Source organism: Peribacillus sp. YIM B13481, from assembly GCF_042787985.1.
Lineage (GTDB): Bacteria > Bacillota > Bacilli > Bacillales > DSM-1321 > Peribacillus > Peribacillus simplex_A.
Window position 1 is genome coordinate 23673 of the sequence record NZ_JBHZPE010000023.1, and the last position, 21024, is coordinate 44696.

The 21024-nt window shown below is 37.1% G+C and carries 18 protein-coding genes, 1 pseudogene and 2 riboswitches; of the genes and pseudogenes, 6 read left to right on the forward strand and 13 right to left on the reverse strand.

Annotated elements, in window-relative coordinates:
• Positions 1 to 199 precede the first annotated feature (199 nt).
• The 9 genes from ACFX4X_RS14360 to ACFX4X_RS14400 form a co-directional block, all read right to left on the reverse strand.
• On the reverse strand, positions 200 to 1579 hold the full coding sequence (locus ACFX4X_RS14360) for an amino acid permease (protein WP_377384370.1): 1380 nt from the start codon (positions 1577 to 1579) through the stop codon (positions 200 to 202).
• Positions 1580 to 1866: 287 nt separating this feature from the next.
• Positions 1867 to 1923, reverse strand: a riboswitch (glycine riboswitch).
• Positions 1924 to 1926: 3 nt separating this feature from the next.
• A riboswitch (glycine riboswitch) is annotated at positions 1927 to 2026 on the reverse strand.
• Between the two features lie 280 nt (positions 2027 to 2306).
• The gene (locus ACFX4X_RS14365; protein ID WP_061463190.1) at positions 2307 to 2549 is read right to left on the reverse strand and encodes a hypothetical protein; all 243 of its coding nucleotides are present in this window, start codon (positions 2547 to 2549) and stop codon (positions 2307 to 2309) included.
• Positions 2550 to 3352: 803 nt separating this feature from the next.
• The gene (locus tag ACFX4X_RS14370; RefSeq protein WP_377384372.1) at positions 3353 to 4540 is read right to left on the reverse strand and encodes an amidohydrolase; all 1188 of its coding nucleotides are present in this window, start codon (positions 4538 to 4540) and stop codon (positions 3353 to 3355) included.
• Between the two features lie 1046 nt (positions 4541 to 5586).
• Complete coding sequence (locus ACFX4X_RS14375; RefSeq protein WP_377384422.1) at positions 5587 to 5808, reverse strand: hypothetical protein; 222 nt, start codon at positions 5806 to 5808, stop codon at positions 5587 to 5589.
• A gap of 90 nt (positions 5809 to 5898) precedes the next feature.
• Entirely contained in the window at positions 5899 to 7887 is a 1989-nt protein-coding gene (locus ACFX4X_RS14380) for an acetoacetate--CoA ligase (protein WP_377384374.1), read from the reverse strand.
• A 106-nt stretch (positions 7888 to 7993) separates the two neighbouring features.
• Positions 7994 to 9265, reverse strand: a complete 1272-nt coding sequence (locus tag ACFX4X_RS14385) for a sensor histidine kinase (protein ID WP_284470775.1) — start codon at positions 9263 to 9265, stop codon at positions 7994 to 7996.
• Between the two features lie 229 nt (positions 9266 to 9494).
• Positions 9495 to 10637, reverse strand: a complete 1143-nt coding sequence (locus ACFX4X_RS14390) for an acyl-CoA dehydrogenase family protein (protein ID WP_377384376.1) — start codon at positions 10635 to 10637, stop codon at positions 9495 to 9497.
• 117 nt (positions 10638 to 10754) lie between these two features.
• Positions 10755 to 12002 carry a GTPase gene (locus tag ACFX4X_RS14395; RefSeq protein ID WP_318685124.1) on the reverse strand — a complete coding sequence of 416 codons (1248 nt, stop codon included), beginning with the start codon at positions 12000 to 12002 and terminating at the stop codon, positions 10755 to 10757.
• A gap of 117 nt (positions 12003 to 12119) precedes the next feature.
• The gene (locus ACFX4X_RS14400; RefSeq protein ID WP_377384379.1) at positions 12120 to 12920 is read right to left on the reverse strand and encodes a PadR family transcriptional regulator; all 801 of its coding nucleotides are present in this window, start codon (positions 12918 to 12920) and stop codon (positions 12120 to 12122) included.
• A 615-nt stretch (positions 12921 to 13535) separates the two neighbouring features.
• Here ACFX4X_RS14400 and ACFX4X_RS14405 point away from each other — a divergent pair.
• On the forward strand, positions 13536 to 14477 hold the full coding sequence (locus ACFX4X_RS14405) for a hypothetical protein (RefSeq protein WP_377384381.1): 942 nt from the start codon (positions 13536 to 13538) through the stop codon (positions 14475 to 14477).
• 46 nt (positions 14478 to 14523) lie between these two features.
• On the opposite strand, the pseudogene ACFX4X_RS14410 reads toward ACFX4X_RS14405, so the two are convergent.
• From ACFX4X_RS14410 to cdaS, 3 genes and pseudogenes are all read right to left on the reverse strand, one after another.
• A pseudogene (locus ACFX4X_RS14410) lies at positions 14524 to 14960 on the reverse strand (IS3 family transposase); the annotation flags it as partial.
• A 252-nt stretch (positions 14961 to 15212) separates the two neighbouring features.
• Complete coding sequence (gene map, locus ACFX4X_RS14415; RefSeq protein ID WP_377384383.1) at positions 15213 to 15959, reverse strand: type I methionyl aminopeptidase; 747 nt, start codon at positions 15957 to 15959, stop codon at positions 15213 to 15215.
• A 272-nt stretch (positions 15960 to 16231) separates the two neighbouring features.
• Positions 16232 to 16852, reverse strand: coding sequence for a sporulation-specific diadenylate cyclase CdaS (gene cdaS / locus ACFX4X_RS14420; RefSeq protein WP_284470779.1), 621 nt, complete (start codon positions 16850 to 16852; stop codon positions 16232 to 16234).
• Between the two features lie 290 nt (positions 16853 to 17142).
• Here cdaS and ACFX4X_RS14425 point away from each other — a divergent pair, with 290 nt between their 5' ends.
• Positions 17143 to 17463, forward strand: coding sequence for a 2Fe-2S iron-sulfur cluster-binding protein (locus ACFX4X_RS14425; protein WP_089362198.1), 321 nt, complete (start codon positions 17143 to 17145; stop codon positions 17461 to 17463).
• Positions 17464 to 17571: 108 nt separating this feature from the next.
• Here the strand turns inward: ACFX4X_RS14425 and ACFX4X_RS14430 are convergent, their stop codons facing one another.
• Positions 17572 to 17952: a VOC family protein gene (locus ACFX4X_RS14430; protein WP_377384385.1), complete on the reverse strand. Its 381-nt coding sequence runs from the start codon at positions 17950 to 17952 to the stop codon at positions 17572 to 17574.
• 556 nt (positions 17953 to 18508) lie between these two features.
• Between ACFX4X_RS14430 and ACFX4X_RS14435 the strand changes: the two genes are divergently transcribed.
• From ACFX4X_RS14435 to ACFX4X_RS14450, 4 genes are all read left to right on the forward strand, one after another.
• A complete protein-coding gene (locus ACFX4X_RS14435) occupies positions 18509 to 18973 on the forward strand; it encodes a DinB family protein (protein WP_377384387.1) in 465 nt (154 codons plus the stop codon).
• 94 nt (positions 18974 to 19067) lie between these two features.
• Entirely contained in the window at positions 19068 to 19481 is a 414-nt protein-coding gene (locus ACFX4X_RS14440; protein WP_377384389.1) for a VOC family protein, read from the forward strand.
• Between the two features lie 258 nt (positions 19482 to 19739).
• Complete coding sequence (locus ACFX4X_RS14445; RefSeq protein WP_377384391.1) at positions 19740 to 20240, forward strand: VOC family protein; 501 nt, start codon at positions 19740 to 19742, stop codon at positions 20238 to 20240.
• A gap of 168 nt (positions 20241 to 20408) precedes the next feature.
• A complete protein-coding gene (locus tag ACFX4X_RS14450; RefSeq protein ID WP_284472068.1) occupies positions 20409 to 20960 on the forward strand; it encodes a ribonuclease FAU-1 family protein in 552 nt (183 codons plus the stop codon).
• The last annotated feature ends 64 nt before the right edge of the window (positions 20961 to 21024 follow it).

Sequence of the window (21024 nt, forward strand, 5' to 3'; positions counted from 1 at the left end):
GTTGTTGATAATAATTATGTCAAGCATTTTTGAAAGCGCTAACAATAATATTCTAAGATATTTTTTTGAATTTTAATATGATCATCCAGATATCTTAAGCTTTTTATAACGGGCAGTTTTTTACCCACCGAGTTGGAAAATATGGAGCGGCAGCTATCTGGACAAACATCGTTAATGGGATCAAAGGGTTTCTTGCCACTTAATTCCCCGCTGCCTCTCTCTGATTCGCCTGATCTACCTTCGTTTTGCGCATCTTATAAATCGCAATCAGCATAATAAACCAAACAGGAGTTACGATTAAGGCAACACGAGTATCGTTCGCAAGTGCAAGAACAACAAGGACGAACGCTAGGAAAGCAAGGATCAAGTAATTGGAAAATGGATAAAGTGGTAATTTAAATTTGTTCATTTTCACTAGATCTGGTCTTGTTTTACGATATTTCAAATGGCTGATGACTGTAATTCCCCAAATAAAAATGAAACATACTGTAGAGATACTTGTAATCAAGGTAAATACTCCTTCAGGCATTAAATAATTCAAAACAACGGAAATTAAAATGACAACCGTTGAAAAGACCAATGCATTGGAAGGTACTTTACGGTCATTAAGTTTTGCAAACGGTACAGGTGCATTTTTATCTTTGGCAAGTGAGTATACCATCCGGCTTGTACTGAAGATTGCACTGTTACATGCCGAAGCCGCCGATGTTAAGACGACAAAATTGATGATACCAGCAGCTCCAGCGATACCTACGGCCAAAAATACTTGGACGAATGGGCTTTCCGTTGGGATGATTGCGTTCCACGGATAAACACTCATAATGACAATAAGTCCGCCAATGTAGAAAATTATAATCCGAATAGGAATATTATTGATCGCTTTGGGGATAACTTTTTCTGGATCCTCTGTTTCACCTGCTGTTAGTCCTACAAGTTCAATGCCAACAAACGCAAACACTACCATCTGGAATGAGAGGATAAAACCATTTATTCCATTTGGGAAGATACCTTCGTGACTCCATAGATTCGTGAAACTTGCTGCGCCTGAATCAGTGGAAAAGCCTTTAATAATCATGAAAATACCGATAACAATTAGTGCTAGAATAGCTATGACTTTAATTAATGCGAACCAGAACTCCATTTCGCCAAATAGTTTTACCGTTGCAAGATTCATAAATAGCAGAATGACAAGTGCAATTAATCCTGGCATCCACTGTGGTACAGAGGGAAACCAGTATTGAGTATAAAGACCAACTGCTGTTAAGTCGGCCATTGCGATTGAAATCCAGCAAAACCAGTAGGTCCAGCCGGTTACAAATGCAGCCATATTACCTAAATAGTCTCTTACAAAGTCGACAAAGGAATGATAGTGCAAATTAGATAAGAGTAGTTCTCCAAGTGCGCGCATGATTAAAAAGCAAATGACGCCTGTAATCATGTAAGCAATTAAAATGGATGGCCCGGCTAAATGAATAGATTTTCCTGCTCCAAGAAATAATCCCGTTCCGATTGCCCCACCAATAGCGATGAGTTGTACGTGCCTGTTTTTTAGCCCTCTATCTAACTTTTGTTCCTGCATACGAATTCCCACTTTCTACTTTTATAGGATACTTGGATTTTTCCCCAATAAAGAGTCTGTCTTTCAATGAGTGTGAATTATTAGCGTACTGGGAAACTGTCCACCACTGTAAGCGCTTTCTTGGATAGGTACTAGATATAGTGAAATAGATCTACCATCCTTTTTGAAAATATAGCGTTAATTGTACAAATCAAAAGATAGACTCATTTATCATTAATGCACCTCCTTTCTTTTTATCTTTCCTAGTAAAAAAAGGACAGAGGAAAGATAGGGATTTTCCTATCTTCCTCTGTCCTTTTACCTGAGAGTTTAACTCCTTCGGTGGCCTATGGCTCTCTTCAGAGACGCGTCCTATTGTAGTCCTTTTACCTGAGAGATTAGTCCCCTGCTTTTTAGGGTTTGCTCCTTCGGTGCTAAACAATGTTTAGTCTCTCCCACAATCATCATCCGCTGATATAAAGTTGTTTTAATAGTTGTATACTATCGGTTTTTAATGGACATTTCAATGGTTATCTGAAAAAACTTTATTTTCTGAAATTTCACCACAGACAATTTTCAACTTTATGAACAGTATATAATTTAGAAGTTATTAGCTGCGAAAAATCAAACTTATTAGCTGCTTTTCTATTCGCAAGGAATCCTAACAAGCTTATGTATAAGCGAAACATTTTTGCATTTTTCCGATTGACTATAAGGCTAAATTTTTAAGATAGGAAATTACATAAGTCTATAGTTTTAACATAATTGATGTATGGAAAAAGAGAAAATTCGCGACACGCGAGAATGCTTGCAGCAGTAAAGATTGGTTAGAAGCTTCCTCCCTAAGTTCAGCAGTAGTTGCAGAAGCTTTCTCTTTTGCAACTTCCTCTTTGTCCCCACCACCTGCTATATTAGCAATGATGATAATTGCTAGAACCCATACCCACGACTTCTTTGGTTTCTTTAGTTTGATTTCCTTTTCCTTATCCATTTACCTCTTACCCCCATTTCAGTTTTGCAGACGGACTGTTGTAAACAGAAATAGAATAACATAATTTAGATCAATAAGGTTTATATTTATCATCACGTATTTATTTTCACTTTCTTTGTTAAATCATTATGTATTCGAACCAAATACAAAAAAGGAGATTTGAGAATCCTTTATTTGGAATTTCATGAAAGGGAGTTAATGAATACTCCTAAGTAGTATAGTTTACAGTTTTGTCCAGATTAAAAAGAAAAGACCAAGTATTTAAGAGCTGAAACTATAACTTTTGGTATTGAACCACATCTATCTTTTCGGCCAAAAAACCCAAAGGTAAATGATTATTCTACAATACTTGACGTGTTAACAAAACGATTTTCCATTACTGTTTACCAGCGTCAAACTGGGACTTTAATTTGGTTAGCAGGCACCTTTTAAAACATGTCTATAAAGTATGATCAAATCTATACCTTACCCTGATAAAATAACAGATTATAAGGGCGTGTTTAGATTTATCAAAACACGCCCTTATAGAAATTCAATTGAAGCATTCTTTTATAAAAGGGGATGATTTATTTGTATTCCCATTCATAAAAATAGGTGAAAATTCGAAGTTATCATTGCCTTTTCCAGTTAGCCCCTCCCTTCACCATGCATGAAAGTTTCCCTTCACACGGAGATCCGACTATCAGCTACAACCCATTCTTTAGCCTTTCTCGGTATCAGTTGCTTATTATCAATAGAATTATCTAATACAGCAAAGCATGTCATCATCTGTACCACGTCTTACAAATATTCTATTCTTTTTCCTAATCTAACTCATAATAACCACAAACAACATATCCTACTGCTTTTGCTGCCACGAGAAGGGCATCTTCATCGATATCAAATTTAGGATTATGATTAAAATAAGGTTTTTCTACTCCTTTAGGTGTACAAGCAATGTAAAAGAAGCAGGAAGGAATTTTTTCAGCATAGTAAGCAAAGTCTTCAGATGGCGGCATTGCTGGAAATTCCTTTACTTCTTTAATATCTTTATCATTTGCATTCTTAAGTGACTCGGCAACCTTTCCTGTTAATTCAGGATCATTATATAAAGGTGGATAGTCATTCGTATAAGTTAGATCACATGTTACACCAAATTCTTCTTCAAGTCCTTTTACAAGACGTTTAACTTCTTTTTCAATTTTATCTCTTGTTTCAACAGTCATATAACGAATATCGCCTTCAAGCTCTACGCTGTCTTTAATTATATTAAATGTTCCTTTTCCATCAAAAGATCCAATCGTAATCACACCAATATCAAAAGGACTTAATCGACGGCTAATAATCGTTTGAGCAGCGGTAACAAAATGAGCACCAGCGACAATGGCATCATTCGCTAGATGTGGTGAGGAACCATGTCCACCTCTACCTTGAACTTTTAATTTCAAATAAGCCCTGCCGTTAAAAGAATATCCAGCATGATAACCAACAACTCCTGCTTCGTCCATTGGCAGCAGATGGATGCCAAATATATTATCTAAATCGTCAAGCACCCCGGATTCTACAATACTCTTTGCCCCGCCTGGCGGAACTTCCTCCGCATGCTGATGAATAATTTTGATTGTACCTGGAATTTCATCTTTTAATTGAATGAGGCAATCGGCTAAGACTAATAAGTAGGCAGTATGTCCATCATGACCACACGCATGCATAAAGCCTTCATTTTTTGATTTAAAGGCTATATTCGTTTCTTCAACGATTGGAAGTGCATCAAAATCAGCTCGAAGACCTATGTTTTTTCCAGGCTTTCCACCTTTAATGGTCACGATAACTCCGTATCCATTACCTACATTAGATTGAACTTCTACGTCCTTTTCTTTATAAAAATCAATAATATATTGAGCTGTCTTTTCTTCTTTAAAAGAAAGCTCAGGATTTTCGTGTAGGTGCCTACGAATTTTAATCATTTCCTCTTTACGGGATTCTAGAATTTCCATTAATTCACTTCTCATAATCTCTTCATTCCTTCATTATTTTTTGAAAACGCCACTATATGTAGCGTTTTACATTTCCAACTGCTAATTATTCTGCAATAGGGTTCCGGTTACTACCAGCGGTGATTTTTTAGAAGCATTAGATGTTTTACCGGCATCTTTTGGCACCAAAAAGATAATAGATAATATTAAATTCCAAGTCCAAATAGCACATATCCAATGAAGGCGACAATTGTCTGGGTAAGATCATGTAAGAAGGTTAAGCTCATCACCGCCACACCTACTGTCGTAATCAAGATACTACAAATCATTAGTGATTTGGCCATACCTTTTGTAATTTTTACTCTCCAACACGAATCATCGCAAGCACGGCTACTAATAACCAAGTGATAACATACCTGATTGGAATGAATAAAATCCACGACCAACTTGTCTTTTTTTCAGGATAAGATCATATGTCAAGAATAAATGTTTTAGATAATTTAACCTTTAATTGATAATAGTTTTTTTAAAAGCATCTGAAATATCTCTAAGGTAAATTTGATTATTCCAGTGTTCTTCTTCCAAATAAATAAAAGTGAAGATGATCTATCCCTGCTCTCCATAATGAGTAAACTTTAGTTTCAAATGTGTTTTAAGTTTATCAATTACTCAGGGAAGTTTCACTAACCTGCCTTTTTATAAGCTTTCCCCTTATAAAGAAAAGCTACCGCTAGTTTAGTACATTTGTCCAAAATACCTTATAGGTCAAATTTCTCACCTGATACCAATCTTACTTCTAATGTCTTTTAAGAATGGTACACTAATTTCTTTTGCTTTATCTGTTCATTCTTTTAAATTTTTATCCAGAGTTTTTGGAGAAGACATTAATTCATTATATTTCTCGCGCGATACTTCAATAAATCTATTTATTACATTAAACAATTCCTTTTTGGCTTCACCTCAGCCAATTCCTTGTAAATTTTGCTCTTTCATCTTTTCAGTTTCAGTATAAGATGTGAATATAATAGATGTATCGGGATCTTTTGGTGTTTCTGGTGGTAATGAATCAGTTTTGATTTTATTTATGAGTTTTTGTAACTTTTTGGCTCTTCAATGGATGGAATTATATTATAATAACTTTTACTCATTTTCCGACCATCTAATCCAGGTAATACAGCAGTCTCTTCTTGTATTTTGTACTCTAGTAATAAGAATGTTCCCCCATAGTTATGATGGAAACTTTCAGCAATATCTCTAGCAATTTCTATATGCTGAACTTGCTCTTTCCTTTTATATTTAGAAATTTATCACCTCCAGAAACAAAAAAAGACCTTATGAGAATAAACTCATAAAGTCTTATAAAAAAGACGGAGCTTTTTGCTCCGCCTGGGATGTCAGAATATTTTTTTCTCATTCAACTCGAGAGCTAATTCTTTGAAAAACTGAAGCGATTCTGGATTTCCCATGGAGTCTGCATTCACCACTTTATCAAACTCGAAACCTAGCAACACTTTGCGTATCGGTACTTCCATTTTCTTTCCGTTCAAGGTTTTAGGTATTTGTTCAACGACATGGATCTGGTCTGGGATAAAACGAGGGGACACATGTCCTCGGATTTGTTCATTGATTTTCGCTGTCAATGCTGCATCCAGGATTTTACCAGGCTTAAGGACGACGAACAGCAGCAAGGAAGAACCGCGGCCAAGCACTTCTCTATCAATGACAAGGCTTTCCATAACTTCATCGATCGCTTCGACGACGCGGTAGATATCGCTAGTCCCCATCCGTACACCAGAACGGTTAATGGTCGAGTCGGAACGTCCATAAATGACGCAGCTGCCCTTGTCGTCGATTTTTATCCAATCTCCATGTTTCCATATTCCAGGATACGTATCGAAATAACTCTCGTAATATCTTGACCCGTCTTGATCATTCCAGAAGTAAAGCGGCATGGACGGCATCGGTTTAGTAATGACCAATTCACCGACTTCATTAATCAATGATTGACCTTGTTCATCAAAGGCTTCTGCACGAACACCTAATGCCCTTCCTTGTATCTCCCCGATTCTTACAGGTAATGTTGGAACACCACCTACAAATCCGGCACAAACATCGGTTCCGCCACTAGATGAACTGAGCCATATATCTTTCTTGACATTCTCATACACCCATTTGTATCCGTCACCTGACAATGGAGCCCCAGTTGAAAAAAGAGCCTTCAATTTTGTTAAATCATATCTTCCCATTGGCTTGATTCCTAACTTCATGGAATTCGTAAGGAAAGGTGCACTTGTTCCAAAGAAAGTCATGCCTGTGTCTTCAGCCAATTCCCAAAGGGCATCCATATTCGGAAAGGCAGGGCTGCCGTCATAAAGAACAATCGTCCCTTCATTAAGCAAACCTCCCATTAGTAGATTCCACATCATCCAGCCTGTCGTCGTAAACCAGAATACCGTATCCTCGGAAGTCATGCCTTGATGCAATCTTGTTGATTTAAAATGCTCCAATAATATACCGCCATGCCCTTGTACAATTGGTTTTGGCATTCCGGTTGTACCTGATGAATAGAGAATCCAAAGCGGATGATCGAACGGAACACTTTCAAAAGATAATTCCGTCGTTTCTTTTAATAGGTCATCCCAAGGGATTGTATTTGCCAGATTCACTTCCACAACCTTTTTTTCTATGTAAGGAACCAACACGGTATGCTTGACAGTGCCCAATTCCTGTTTAAGCTGTGAAACAACGGATGTTTTATCATATACTTTTCCGTTGTACTGATACCCATCAACCGCCAGTAATAAAACCGGTTCAATCTGTTTGAAACGATCAATGACGCTTCTTGCACCAAAGTCAGGAGAACAACTGGACCAAATGGCACCTATACTTACTGTTGCCAAGAAAGCTATGACCGCTTCAGGTATATTTGGCATATAGGCAACAACACGGTCACCCGGTTTCACACCAAGTTCCCTTAATGAATGGGCGACAGAAGCCACTTTTTCTTTCAGCTCTTTCCAGCTAATCTCTTGCTGCCTGATATGTTCGGAACGAAAAAAAATCGCCGTTTTTTCTTCTTGAGCATTCAATAATGCATTTTCAGCATAATTAAGCCTTGCCCCTTCGAACCATTTCGCACCTGGCATGGCTTGCTCCGCTAAAACCCTGTCATATTTCCTGGCGGCTTTTACATCACAATAATCCCAAATTGAAGCCCAAAATTCCTCCAGTTCATCAACCGACCATTTCCATAATTCATGATAATCATGAAATGATAAACCTTTCTTTTCTTTTAACCATTTCACATATTGAGTCAATACCGTGTGCTCGATTTGTTCTTTTGTCGGTTCCCAAATGATTTGTCCGTCTGTAAGCGATTTCATTCAATCATCTCCCTTAGGTATCAAATGCATCATTGAATATTTCATAATAATTGGCAATTAAATAAATTGTAATGTATGAGAATAAAACCGTCAATTTACACTATACTCAAATAGGCTCAAATCTATGAATGGGCAGATTAATGGAGAAACATGTACCTTTCCCTTGAACACTTGACACATGTATCGTTCCATCCATGCTTTTGATGACGCTATATGAAACCATTAGGCCTAATCCCGTTCCTTTATTTTTTGTCGTAAAGTAAGGCTCACCTAGACGGTATATTTGTTCCTGTGTCATTCCAATTCCTTGATCTTGAATCATAATTTGGATGTTGGTTGCGTCGGGAATTAAATGTATGTATATTTCGCCATCATCTTGCATCGATTCTAAGCCATTCTTTAATATATTGAACAGGCACTGTTGAAATTTCTTCTTTTCCCCCATTATATAATATGCTTCTTCTTCAAATAAGGACAACTTCAATCCAGCTCCATTATCGTTAGCCAAGGGTTTTATGCGGTTGACGACATGCTGAATTTCCTCGGATACCCTTAATCGTTCCTTGTTTTCAGGGCTTACGGCAGCAAATGTCAAATAATCATTAATGACATCCGTGGCCCGATCTAATTCATTCAGCGCAATATTTGCATACTGGACCTTTGTATGTGAAGAAACGTCTTCGCTTAACATTTGTATATATCCCCTAGTAACTGTAAGGGGGTTTCTGACTTCATGAGATATGCTTGCAGCCAGATGACTAACGATTTCCAATTTTTCTGCTTTCACTAATTTCTCGAGAACCTGAAAATTAGTCAGGATGACTTCCCATAATAAAATTACAACAACGATTCCTATGACTTGGATGGTAAAATATTGTTTCCAAAGACTAATGCCAATAGTAAGTTCAAATATTTGTGTTGAAATAAACTGTGTGAGAATGTGAACAATAAAGATTAAGGATATGCCGATGAGGATTTTTTTACTGACAGACATTTTTAAATAGTATTTAGATATAAAAAACAGGGAAACTCCCATTAGCGGAAAAGAGATGCATGATACATAAAATCCATTTTCCCCCCCTGTTATATAACGGATAAAAAGAGTGATGACTATTAATATGATACCTAACCTATAGCCTCCATATAAACCGCCTAAAAGAAAAGGGATCCATCGAAGATCCCAAACAAAATCCTCTTCTATGACCACTGGGAATAGCATGCATAGAACAAGTGAAAGAATAGGAAAAATGGTTAAGAACGATCCTTTTAATGCATCTAAACGGTACACGTACTTTACTAGATAGCTCATTTGCAATAAAAAGAGCGGAAAAAGGATAATTAAAAAGTTAATCAGTAAATCTTTTGTAATCAGATTCATTTTCACACCGAACTTTCGATATTTTCCGAAGATTTAAAAAGGTATATAAATCATAACAAGATAGAGAATGATAAGCTAGTAAAAATTTCAGGTTGGAATTAAAAAGAGATAGCTAAAGCATGGAGGTACCAGAACAAATAAACGGTTGATTAAGAGTTAGTAAATAAACAGGAAAAAACTGAAACGACGAAGTCATTTCAGTGCAAATAAGGAATATCCGAATACTCACTTAATAAAGAGCGGATTTTGCGAGCATCGTAATTGTCGCATCATCCATCGGAGGATTATGAAGGCCTGCACGTACATCCCTATAGTAGCGTTGCAAGGGATTTTTCCGTTGTAAACTTTTGGCTCCGACTACTCGCATCGCTTTATCGACAATCGAAATCGATTTGTTGACTACCGATAGCTTGACAGCACCCAATTGTTTCGATAATTCATCACGATCTTCAGGGTGCTGCTCCCATTTCTCTGCGACAGAGTAAAGGAAATGGTGTGCTTCGCTCAATTCCAGTTCCATCTCTCCAATTGTCCGTTGAACATTCGGAAGGTCCCTGATTGGTCCTGGTAAGCTATTGGGAGAATAGGTTTTAGCAAATTCAACTGCATAATTTCTGGCTGCCACTGCAATTCCCAAGTAGCAAGCCGGTATATGTAAAAGCCACGCTTCAGGTTTCCTTTTTTCACCAAGATTACTTTTCATGACATAATACTTTTCAGGAAGGCTGACATCATTTAACACCAAATCATGGCTTCCTGTCCCCTGCATGGACATCATATCCCAAGTTTCTTCTATACTTATACCCATTAAATCACGATGAACTAAAAATGTGCCTAGCCGCTCGTCCTCGGGTACCCATGCCGTTACAAGAAAAATATTAAGGACGGGAGAGAGAGTAGTAAAAGTCTTTCTGCCATTCAAATTCCATTGTTCACCCTTTTTGATAGCGAGCGTTTCCGGACGGCCTCCGCGCGTCGGGCTTCCTGTTCCAACCTCCGATGCTGCCGTGTTGATGAGAGCGCCTTTCGACACCTCATCAAACAATTCATTCATGACTCCTTTTTCCCATGGTCTTTTCTCAGTTAAGGATAGGACCGTTCCGACATGCCAGCCTATTCCTAAGGCTGTTGGGCCACAATACTGAGCTATTTTTTCTTGGCATAGGAGAAAATCATATAATGAACCGCCATTTCCCCCATCCGCTTTTGCTAACGTTAATTTAGGATATCCGAATTCCTTTAACTCCTGGATGTTTTCAAATGGAAAACCCTTTGAATCATCCAGTGCTTCAGATCGGCTGGAAAAGGGCTGAATCGCTTCCTCTAATTTTTGAATATATTCTTTTTGCTTTTGTGATTGAAAAAACGACATGAAGACCATCCCTCCTGTAGTAAAGAAATCCTGAACCATTCAGCCACAGAAACAGTAACCGCCAAAACACCACTTTATCATATCACCTTAGTGTAGTTAATGGTTTGAATCTGCCCGTTAAGAGTCAATGTCTTCATTTTTATATTCTTTGTTAGCATTCTTATAAGCTTTCTTCGCCTGGTCAATATCTTTGTTTTCGATAAAGTAAGCTATCGCAGCTTGCCCGATTCCATACGTGACTGCGCCGGCTACCGCACCTGAGACTGCTAGACCGGCCCCTGGTATGAAACGTACTGCAGCCCTGACGCCTTCCCTGACAAGAAGACCGATTCCAACATTGATCCCTAATGCTGTAATGAATTCACTTGCCGTTTTGGTATTGATGTCTTTATCCGCGATAAAACCAATTACCACAATCATCAACCCTTGAATGCCGGTCAATATGGGAAAATCGGCAAAAGGTATTGGCTCTGCACCTATTAATCCGGTGATTGCCGTAAACGTTCCCACAATCGTCCGCGCGAATTTCTTCTTAACGAATTGACTCTGAATCGCTTTGGCCGTCTTTAGCTTCGCTTCGCTGGGTAAGGCCTCGATCAAGTAATCTGAAAGCAAATCGATGTTCCAACGCATATCATAATCAATATTTCCACCTTCATCAAAGTCAATATATGAGCAAATCGGGATAATGTTCAATAGTGGGATTTCACTTTCGTTAAATCGCTTGGACATCAAAGCAATGGCTTCATCAATATTCTTTTTTTTCTTAGGGTTGGCATCAAAAGGTGCTTGTTTATAATGTGGCGGATCTAGTTCATCCACTTGGGTGACCACACAGATGACGGGTACATCATAATGGTGGATCTCTTTTACGACCTTGCGCAGCTTGTTCAACTCTTGCAGATCTTCTTCAATCCGTGAATCCGTTTCTTTTGCTTTAATCAAGAAAAGAAAAACATCGGGCTGTTCTTCGGTTACCGCTTTTATCAATTCGTCCATTGGTGTTTCTTCTTCAAATTCTTCCGTAGGAGCTTCACTCTCACCCAACCCACGGGAATCCAGCAAACGAATTTTGGGCTCAGCATCACTCGGGTACCAAAGCCATTTTCCCTTACCCGTTCCAGATTTAACAGAACTGACATATTGCCTTTCCTGACCAAACATCGCATTGATCAGTGATGATTTTCCAGATCCGCGCCTTCCTACAAGGGCAATTCGCGGTTCCCTTGCATCAACTGTCATTGTTTTAAGCTTTAAGAGTTGGTCGAGCATTTTGTTCTTTTTCGATTGTGAAATGGGAAGCTTATCTACTTGGCCTTTAATGAAACTGAATATGCTTCCTATTTCATCGTGTTTTTCTCCCATTACGCATTCCCCCTTGTTAAGAAGTGTTTTTAAGTAACATTTACCCTTGATCGAGTCAATTTAAGCATGTAACTTGAATCTCCTTACAAACTTAAGGGCCCCATTTCTAATAATCCTTTAAGACTTTTCTTTTAAGAACATAACGACACTAGCCATGTATTTTTGGATTTCCTGGACTTGAAAAGCGGCCGAATCCGCAATCTGTTTGTAATGATGCTGCCCTTCATCGGTGATTCGTAAATATCGTTTTGTTCGTTTTTCACTTTCCCACCTGCCGACAAGAAGGCCGTTCTCTTCCATTTCATGAGATAAATCATATAAATAGCCGTTTGATGCTATCCAACCGAACTGATTTTTAAGCAGATCGCCAATTTCCCCCATGTAAATGGGCTTCTTAGTGAAAGCGGCTTTTAAAGTAACATAGCGTACAAGATCCTTTACCGATATTATTTTCGAGAAATATGACCTGTATTCTTCAGGAAGTTCATTGAGAACCGAGGGATTTTCACCAGATCCCCTTAAATCGTACATGAACCGGTCAATGACCTTTTTCACCTCGGAAAACCGTTCCAGGAAATTCTCTTGGTACCATATGTAAAGTTCTTTTCCTTTTTCAGTTATCTGATAATAATTCCTTCCCTTATTCGTATATAGTGATAAATGGTTGGATTCGACAAGCGTATTGGATATTTTACATAAATAGTCATAGCTATGCACTTTTCCAGTAAACGTATTTTTTAGGTCCTGATGAATCGCCCTTGGATAATTCGCCTTAATTCTCAAAGAATGAAGTAAAAAAATCGTTAAAAATTCCCGCTGGCTCAACCCGACCGATTCAGCCGTTGTAGACAGTTTTTCCCCTTTCTTCACTGTCAAAACCCCCTTTATATCCAGTTTTATGAACTCATCAAAAAACATTTCTTCCTTCTCCCTTATTATCCTGTGCTGCCACATAATAGTAAAGTTTTTAATGCCTAATTACCTAGTACTAATTTTTTGGATTCGATCTATTGTATGGTGAGGTTATTCGGAATATTCTGTCGAGGTTCATTATGAAATTGTTAAAACAAACAGAAACGGCCCACGATTATGAAGTGCACCCAAAAAGTTAGACACTTTATTTAATTAAGCAGCCTTGAGGGCATGAACCCGGTAATCTACCGGGCTCATGCCTTTTAATTTTAATGGATTTATTCTTCTAGTTCTTGTTTGAAAAATTGCGATATTCCAGGCATAAATAGCCCATTCCATGCTTGCGTTGGCCAGGCGTTCAATTGGTACGAAACAAGCCCTTGATACGTATAAACTTCTCTTGGCACAGTTATTAAAGGAATATGATCTCGCTTCATCCCAACTCGAAAATTAAAGAATTGCACCCGATTGTGAAAGATTAAAAGCTGTTTAAGGGTTGCCCACTTATTGAAACATTAACACTTCATATGTGGCTAATGGAGAAGCTTAATAAGAACATTAAAAACTATGTTATAATTAACAATGTTGGTTAAAAATGCTAATATTTTAGGGGATGATTTTTTGAAAAAAGTATCCATGTTATTCATTTTATTCGGTATGTTATTTTTTGTAGTAGCATGTACATCAAATAAAACCAATAAGGAAATGGAAAGCTCTGATAATAATGTCACATCTAAAGATAGTCCAAATAATTTAATTTCCTACTATGAAACAATCAAATTAGAAAATGCCATTGAATCTTCTTTTAACAAAAATGTATTTAAGAAAAAAGGGCATCCAGATGGCTATGATTTAACCCTTTCTCGGGCAAAAAAAGAAGTCGTTCTTGTGATTAGGCCTTATTCCAAGAAAAATTTTAATTATTTAAAAGACGATCTTCAAAGTAATATTGAAGAAGTATTGCAATCAAAAAAGCATAGGGATTATAAAGTAAAAGTTCTTGCTTATTGGAATGATACCAATCAGACAGAAAGACAAAAACGAGAGGAAAAAATTATTCAGGAAGTAGCAAATGAAATGAAGAAGATTGATAAAATTGATGTTTTGACAGGAACTTCATATTCAGCCACTGACGGACGCATTGTACAATTGGACTTAATGTTCTATAGAAACGATAAAGAAGTGATTGAGCCAAATGAGGTTAACAATTTTCATAAAGAATTTCTTAAGTTAGCTCAAGAAAAAGGATTCAATGTTAAGGATATTCCAATACGTTTTAAATCAAATTTAAAACGAGATTGGGAAATGAAAGTTATGCCCTCAATAGATCAAGGGTTGAAAGAAATAAAGGATCTCAAAGTTACATCTACAACTATAATAGATGGTCAGAATCCCATTATTATTAATACTTCCATAGACAGTACAGATAAAAAAGCTAAAGAAATAGGAAAACGTATTGACGAACTCACAAAAGAATTTTTTCAATATAAACAAATAAAAAAATCATTTCCTGGCCCTTATGAAATTCATGTTCTAAGTAAAGACGATAAGAAAATAAATTAAGCAATAAAAAAAGGATCTTCCAATTGAAGTGCACCCAAATTTTTAATTAAGCAACCTTGAGGGCATGAACCCGGTAATACCGGGCTCATGCCTTTTAATTTCACCTTGATTCGTTGAGGATTGTAGAAATGGATATATTCTTCTAGTTCTTGTTTGAAATGTTCCATGTTTTCAAATTCTTGAAGAAAAGTAACCGAATTTTAATAGCCCAAAGAAGTTTCCAATGACCGCATTACCGAGATTTTCCTTTTGTACGAACGGTATTTCTTCATGCGAACCAATGACTTCACTCCTAGTTCATTCATCAATCGGAGAACTGTTTTATGATTGATGTGAGTACCTCGGTTACGTAACTCTAGGGTGATGCGTCCATACCCATAAAGTCCTTTATGCGTATGGAAATCCTCTTCGATAAGGGATTTAATTTGTGTATTTTTCCTCACGCCCGAAAGCGTTTACCCCATAATAGTACGTACTCCGTGCCCTGGCGATGTTTTCTTGGTTTCTTTTTTCATTTGTATAGGATGAAGCAAGTTCTTCCATCCCATGTTCAAGATAGCAATCGGCCCATCTTTTCAGAGGGGATAAACCTACATTTCTTTCTTCTGCAATGGATTTATAGGATTTTTCCGTTCCAAGTACTCTGTCCATCGTATATTTAGTCAAAAAAACTGCACCTCCAATTATTAGATGTTGTCTAACAATTGGGGTGCAGTTCATTAGGCCGTTTCATTTTTATTGTTCCGTTAAAATGATCGGATCTTCTTTTGTAATGACGAGGGTATGTTCATATTGGGCGGAAAGCTTTCCATCTGCCGTTCTCGCCGTCCAGCCGTCTTGGTCCATTTTCATATGCCATGTTCCTGCATTCAACATAGGCTCGATCGTGATGACCATGCCTTCTTTTAGACGGGCGCCTTTACCTGGTTTACCATAATGTAAAACGGTTGGGTCTTCGTGCATGGTTTTACCGATACCGTGTCCTGTAAAATCGCGGACAACAGAAAACTTTTCACCTTCTGCATATGACTGAATTGCATGACCAATATCCCCAAGACGATTTCCTGCCCGTGCAGCCTCGATGCCTTTATATAGTGCAGCCTTGGTTACATCCATCAAACGCTGAACCTCTTCTTCAACTTTCCCGACTGCATATGTCCAAGCTGAATCGGCCAGACCGCCGTTAAGGTTTACCACCATATCAATCGTTACGATGTCTCCCTCTTTCAAGGCTTTCTTTTGCGGGAAGCCGTGACAAATTACATCATTCACAGATGCGCAAGTTGCATATTTGTAGCCGTTATAGCCCTTTTGTTCAGGTGTCGCACCATGCTCTGCCAAGTATTTATCGACAAACTCTTCAATTTCCCAAGTCGTGATGCCCGGTTTTATCATTTTAGCGATTTCTCTATGTGTCGCAGCAAGAAGTTTGCCTGCTTCATGCATCAAATGTATTTCTCGTTCACTTTTAATAGTTATCATTTATAAATCCTCTTTCGTTTTATATCTTTTCTGATTTAATCTCCTGTTTTATCATATGCCTTTTTTTATATAAAAAGCAACCAAAAACCCGGTAAAAATCACCGGGTTGATTAATTCATGAAATTTTCTGTACCTGTAATTCTGATAAAATAAGCTATAAATTACAAAAGCCTAAAAAGGATCCAGCGATTACTTATTTATGCGATTGAATATTCCAGGTGTGAATTATCTGGAACATTATAATTACCCTGTGACTTATGGTCTTAATAATTCTATATAGGCCCGTGTGTATTAATTGGGTACAGTTTCCCATTCAATGCAAATGAAACTCTTCCTGTTTCCTCTGATACTACCAATACAAGGGCATCACTCCGTTCAGATAAACCCAAAGCAGAGCGGTGGCGTGTTCCCAGTTTTTTTTCCCCGGTTGACCTGTCTGAAAGCGGAAGGACATTTGCTGCTGAAACAATCTGGTTTTGACTAACCAAAACCGCACCATCATGCAGTGGATTTCCAGGAAAAAAAATCGATTCCAATAAAGAATGGGTTAACTCCGCTCCTATTGAAATACCGGGCTGAATCAATGAATCAAGGGGATCTCCCCGTTGAATCACAATCAACCCGCCATGTCTCAAATTCGATAAATTTTGAACGCAAGTTGATAATTCGGGATATTTGTCCGTAAACGGTGACAAATAACAGTTTAAATAAAATGTTGCTGCTTTCATATCAATGTATACAAACTTTTCTTTAATTTTTTCAAAATTTCCAAGAAGGCAATAATTTTCATCACCCATTGCTTCTAAGTTATCCTGTAATGCCGTTATTACTTGGCGAATATCCTCTTTTAAAACTTGTTTCATTGGTGAAAAATCACAATTACCATTATTCACAGACAGGGCCTCCCCTTTATTTTTCACTCTTTTTTTAAGTAAACCATAATTATTTTCGTATTTGGACCTACTTGAAGCTTTTTAAATCTATAATTTCCAATCTACTTAAAGTTTGTCTTCAAGATAATTAATTATTCATCTAATGAGATAGGCACTTTGTTTAAAGAATGGGGTTTAACAATCAGTAATGATTTTTTCACATTTTTTTCTGTCATATGGACAAGGTAAGAGAATAAATATGTTAATGACCCGTTGGAAGATATCCTATAATTAATATGAGGTGGTATAAAATGCCTTACGTAACTGTATTTGACCAAGGAACTTTTGAAGTTGAAATGGGAAAAAAGTTAGTATTAGCGATGGAAGATAACGGTATAAATATTCTCCACAGATGTGGAGGGAAGGCAAAATGTACAACTTGCAGAGTGGAAATATTGGCAGGTGATTTTTTGGAAGTCACAAATAAAGAAAAAAAGGTCTTTGAGGAAAAAGGAATGGAGGATCATTTGCGTTTATCCTGTCAAATTTACGTGAATGGAGATATAACCATTCGACCGATCATGACTGTTGAAAACTCTGGAATTGCCGCTGGACCACGGCCTGCTGACTAAATAGGACCAATACTTTATTAAGCGATATAACATGATGTCATGACATATCAAAACGACTAAAAAAGTTTCCATAGTCGTTTTGATGTTTTTAATCATTTGCTATGTGAGTCACTTTTTTTCCATGACCGCAAAGTAATTTTCTTCGTTATCAGCAAAATTAAATACTCTTCCAGAAGGCATCTTTACAAGTTCCCCCAGTTTGATATTCTTCTCCGAAAAGTCTTTATATAATTCATCAATGTTTTCCGAGTAAAACATTAACGAGGGTGTATTAAGATTTAATTCAGGCTGCATTTTAGCAATGAATTCCTTGTTATGCAGGATGATACTAGTTTGTGCTTCCTTTGTTGGGGCAATTTCAATCCATCTCAAGCCTTGGCCGTTATCTTCTTCAGAAACTACGCTAAACCCCAATTTTTCTGTCCAAAATTTCAATGACTCATCCTGGTTATTTACATATAACATAATTTGACCGACATTATTAATCATTTGCTACTCTCCCTTTCTGATGGTTCCATTATTATTGATACTCTTTCCTTTTTAGCATATTTTGCGATGGAAACATATGACTACTTGAATCCTATAATAAATGTAAGATTTAAGCAATATCCACCAAACTTCTCTCCGCTTATTAAGAAGTAAAATAATGTTAAAAACAATCATTTTCTGTTTTTGAAACCTGTACACCTTAAGTAAAAAAAGGATAAATTGATTATGCTCCATTAGTCAAATATTTTACGAATTTTGCTTAGTTTTATCTCCTACATAATTCAAATGACCTTCCAGAAATTGCGCTTCCACAGTTAATGTAACATAACTTTATCTCTCTTTTTGGAATAAAGACCGTCTCTTCTTTTTATGTCACTAGCACTCCATCAAGTGTAGAAGAAAATGATATACAGAATCATACTCATACCATTAATAATCTTGAATCTGCCCAGGTAGTTACATTAAAAAAACTGACCGATCTTTATATACTGGAATTTGCAGGACTTTTCGATTTTTCACAGAAATTCTATAGAGTATCTATCAAAGGAGGTAAATAATGTTTCTATCGAAAGAAGGATTGTTAAATATATTAGAAGGCAACAGGAGATTGACAATGCGGGTACTTGAAGCCTTTCCTGAAGAAGAATTATTTCACTATACACCGGCCGTGAAGCTTCGCCCTTTCGCCGAGATGGTTAAAGAAATCATGAACATTGAAACTGGATATATGCGTGGAATTGCACTTAGTGTATGGGAGTTTCCAGATTCGTTTGCTGCACTTTCTACAAAAGAGGCACTAATCTCTGCATGCGAAGCAGTAAGGCAAGATACTAGAAAACTGTGGGAGGAAATTACCGTGGAAACACTTGAAGCGGTTGAAAAGGATCCCTTTTTCGGACCCTCACAAAGCCACTTTGAGAGACTTCAATATGCCCTCGAAAATGAAATCCATCACAGAGGACAGGGATATATTTATCTCAGAACACTCGGGATTGAGCCACCGGAATTTTTCGTCCGGTAAAAGGAAATCTATTGCAAGAAAATTTAACAACACTCAATACAATAGGTGTATGAATCTTGTGGCAAAAAAATATAAAATAATAGGAGTGAAACAAATGTCAGTTAATGCATATCTTAATTTTAATGGGAATTGTAGAGAAGCAGCAGAGTTTTACGCAGAGGTTTTTGGAACGGCATCACCTAATATCATGACCTTTGGGGAAACACCGCCTAATCCGGAATTTACTCTTCCAGAAGAAGCAAAAGATTTAGTCATGCATACAAGGCTAAGTATTAATGGAAGCAATGTCATGTTTTCCGATGCTTTTCCTGGCATGCCTTTTGTCGAAGGAAATAATATCAGCTTGGCATTTGTTAGTAAGGATTTGGATGAAATTAAATCGATCTTTAATAAACTTAGTCAAGGCGGTAAGGTTGGGATGGAGCTTCAAGAAACATTTTGGAGTAAAATTTACGGTCAATTAACGGATAAATTCGGAATCCAATGGCAATTTAACTTCGAGAGCTGAGAAACGAAATTTGGATATAGGACTTTTCACAAATGAAAAGTTTCTATATCCTTTTGTATTTCCATCACCAAGGATTAAAGGGATTAGTTAAATGATCGGTTGGATACATACCCTAACCTTATATCATTTTCTTGGTTCATGATAAATGGTGTATAGTAAAACGGTAATTTCAAGGTATTTAATCTTTCGCATTTCCATAATCATAATAACAAATTTAATTATCCTGGCTATACATGAAAACAATAAAGGAGAAAAATAATGAAAAACAAAATTCAAAAAATCACAACTAACCTGTGGTTTGATTCACAAGCTGAAGAGGCGGCGAAGTTCTACACTTCCATCTTCGAAAATTCTAGGATCCGAAGAATCACTAGCTATGGAAATGAAGGAAACCAAATCCATGGAAAGCCAGAGGGATCTGTGATGACCGTGGAATTTGATTTGGAAGGACAAGCATTCGTAGCATTAAATGGCGGTCCGCAATTCAAATTCACAGAGGCAATATCATTTATCATCCATTGCGAGGATCAAAAAGAATTGGACTATTATTGGGGGAAACTCTCCGAAGCGGGAGATGAAAAGGCGCAAGTGTGCGGTTGGCTGAAAGATCAATTTGGCGTGTCGTGGCAAATTATCCCAGAAAATCTAACCGAGATGGTAAACGACTCCAATCCTGAAAAATCGGAAAGAGTGATGAAAGCGCTGCTCCAAATGAAGAAAATTGACATTAAAACTTTAAAGCAGGCGTATCATGGATAAGTTCCAATAAACACCTTTCTGGTAAGATGATTATTTCAGAAGAGTGAACGATTTTGAAGTAGTTAACACCTAATTTCTCGGTACTTGTGAAATTAGGTTTTGATATTTACCAAAATAGAAAAGAAACAAATGGCTGATCTAGATGGTTTTTAAGGGAGAAATAAAATGATGGACAAAATATTTACAACAACACTTCAACGTGGCGATGAAATAATTGAAAGAAAAACCCGCTATGACTCTTTTGTTGTAGAACATACCTGTTTGCTGTTAAAAGCACAAAATCATCATGTCGTGCTTTTTCATGAAATCATGGATGCGTTCACGATGAAAGCGGGTCCTATAGAATTAAATATACCCACTGGAAGTTATACGATTGCTTATTATTGGAAAGACCGCCCTTATAATTTATACATTTGGAGAGATAATGAAGGTAATTATTTAGGTTCCTATTTTAATATTGTAAAAAATACATATATGGCTGATAAGTTGTTATCTTTTGAAGATTTGATCATTGATATCATGGTGCTTCCGGATGGGTCACATTTTATTTTGGACGAGGAAGAGTTACCTGTGCCCTTAGAGCAATTTGAAAGTGGTTCTGTTAAACAAGCCTTAAACTCTTTACTTGATTCCATTGATATCCTTCTTTCACAAATCATTGAGGAATCCGGGAAACTCTATAAACATTACGCTCTCCTTCCATGGTTGAACAATACATGACAATGGTTTTTTATGAACTCCACAAAAGAGGTAGACCATGAACAAAAAGCCTGCTTCATTCAGT

What these genes read in the sequence shown, in the direction of transcription:
- ACFX4X_RS14360 (WP_377384370.1), bottom strand. Translation starts at nt 1,579, where the DNA reads ATGCAGGAACAAAAGTTAGATAGAGGGCTAAAAAACAGGCACGTACAA.
- ACFX4X_RS14365 (WP_061463190.1), bottom strand. Translation starts at nt 2,549, where the DNA reads ATGGATAAGGAAAAGGAAATCAAACTAAAGAAACCAAAGAAGTCGTGG.
- ACFX4X_RS14370 (WP_377384372.1), bottom strand. Translation starts at nt 4,540, where the DNA reads ATGAGAAGTGAATTAATGGAAATTCTAGAATCCCGTAAAGAGGAAATG.
- ACFX4X_RS14380 (WP_377384374.1), bottom strand. Translation starts at nt 7,887, where the DNA reads ATGAAATCGCTTACAGACGGACAAATCATTTGGGAACCGACAAAAGAA.
- ACFX4X_RS14385 (WP_284470775.1), bottom strand. Translation starts at nt 9,265, where the DNA reads ATGAATCTGATTACAAAAGATTTACTGATTAACTTTTTAATTATCCTT.
- ACFX4X_RS14390 (WP_377384376.1), bottom strand. Translation starts at nt 10,637, where the DNA reads ATGTCGTTTTTTCAATCACAAAAGCAAAAAGAATATATTCAAAAATTA.
- ACFX4X_RS14395 (WP_318685124.1), bottom strand. Translation starts at nt 12,002, where the DNA reads ATGGGAGAAAAACACGATGAAATAGGAAGCATATTCAGTTTCATTAAA.
- ACFX4X_RS14400 (WP_377384379.1), bottom strand. Translation starts at nt 12,920, where the DNA reads ATGTTTTTTGATGAGTTCATAAAACTGGATATAAAGGGGGTTTTGACA.
- map (WP_377384383.1), bottom strand. Translation starts at nt 15,959, where the DNA reads ATGATAACTATTAAAAGTGAACGAGAAATACATTTGATGCATGAAGCA.
- ACFX4X_RS14425 (WP_089362198.1), top strand. Translation starts at nt 17,143, where the DNA reads ATGCCTTACGTAACTGTATTTGACCAAGGAACTTTTGAAGTTGAAATG.
- ACFX4X_RS14430 (WP_377384385.1), bottom strand. Translation starts at nt 17,952, where the DNA reads ATGATTAATAATGTCGGTCAAATTATGTTATATGTAAATAACCAGGAT.
- ACFX4X_RS14435 (WP_377384387.1), top strand. Translation starts at nt 18,509, where the DNA reads ATGTTTCTATCGAAAGAAGGATTGTTAAATATATTAGAAGGCAACAGG.
- ACFX4X_RS14440 (WP_377384389.1), top strand. Translation starts at nt 19,068, where the DNA reads ATGTCAGTTAATGCATATCTTAATTTTAATGGGAATTGTAGAGAAGCA.
- ACFX4X_RS14445 (WP_377384391.1), top strand. Translation starts at nt 19,740, where the DNA reads ATGAAAAACAAAATTCAAAAAATCACAACTAACCTGTGGTTTGATTCA.
- ACFX4X_RS14450 (WP_284472068.1), top strand. Translation starts at nt 20,409, where the DNA reads ATGGACAAAATATTTACAACAACACTTCAACGTGGCGATGAAATAATT.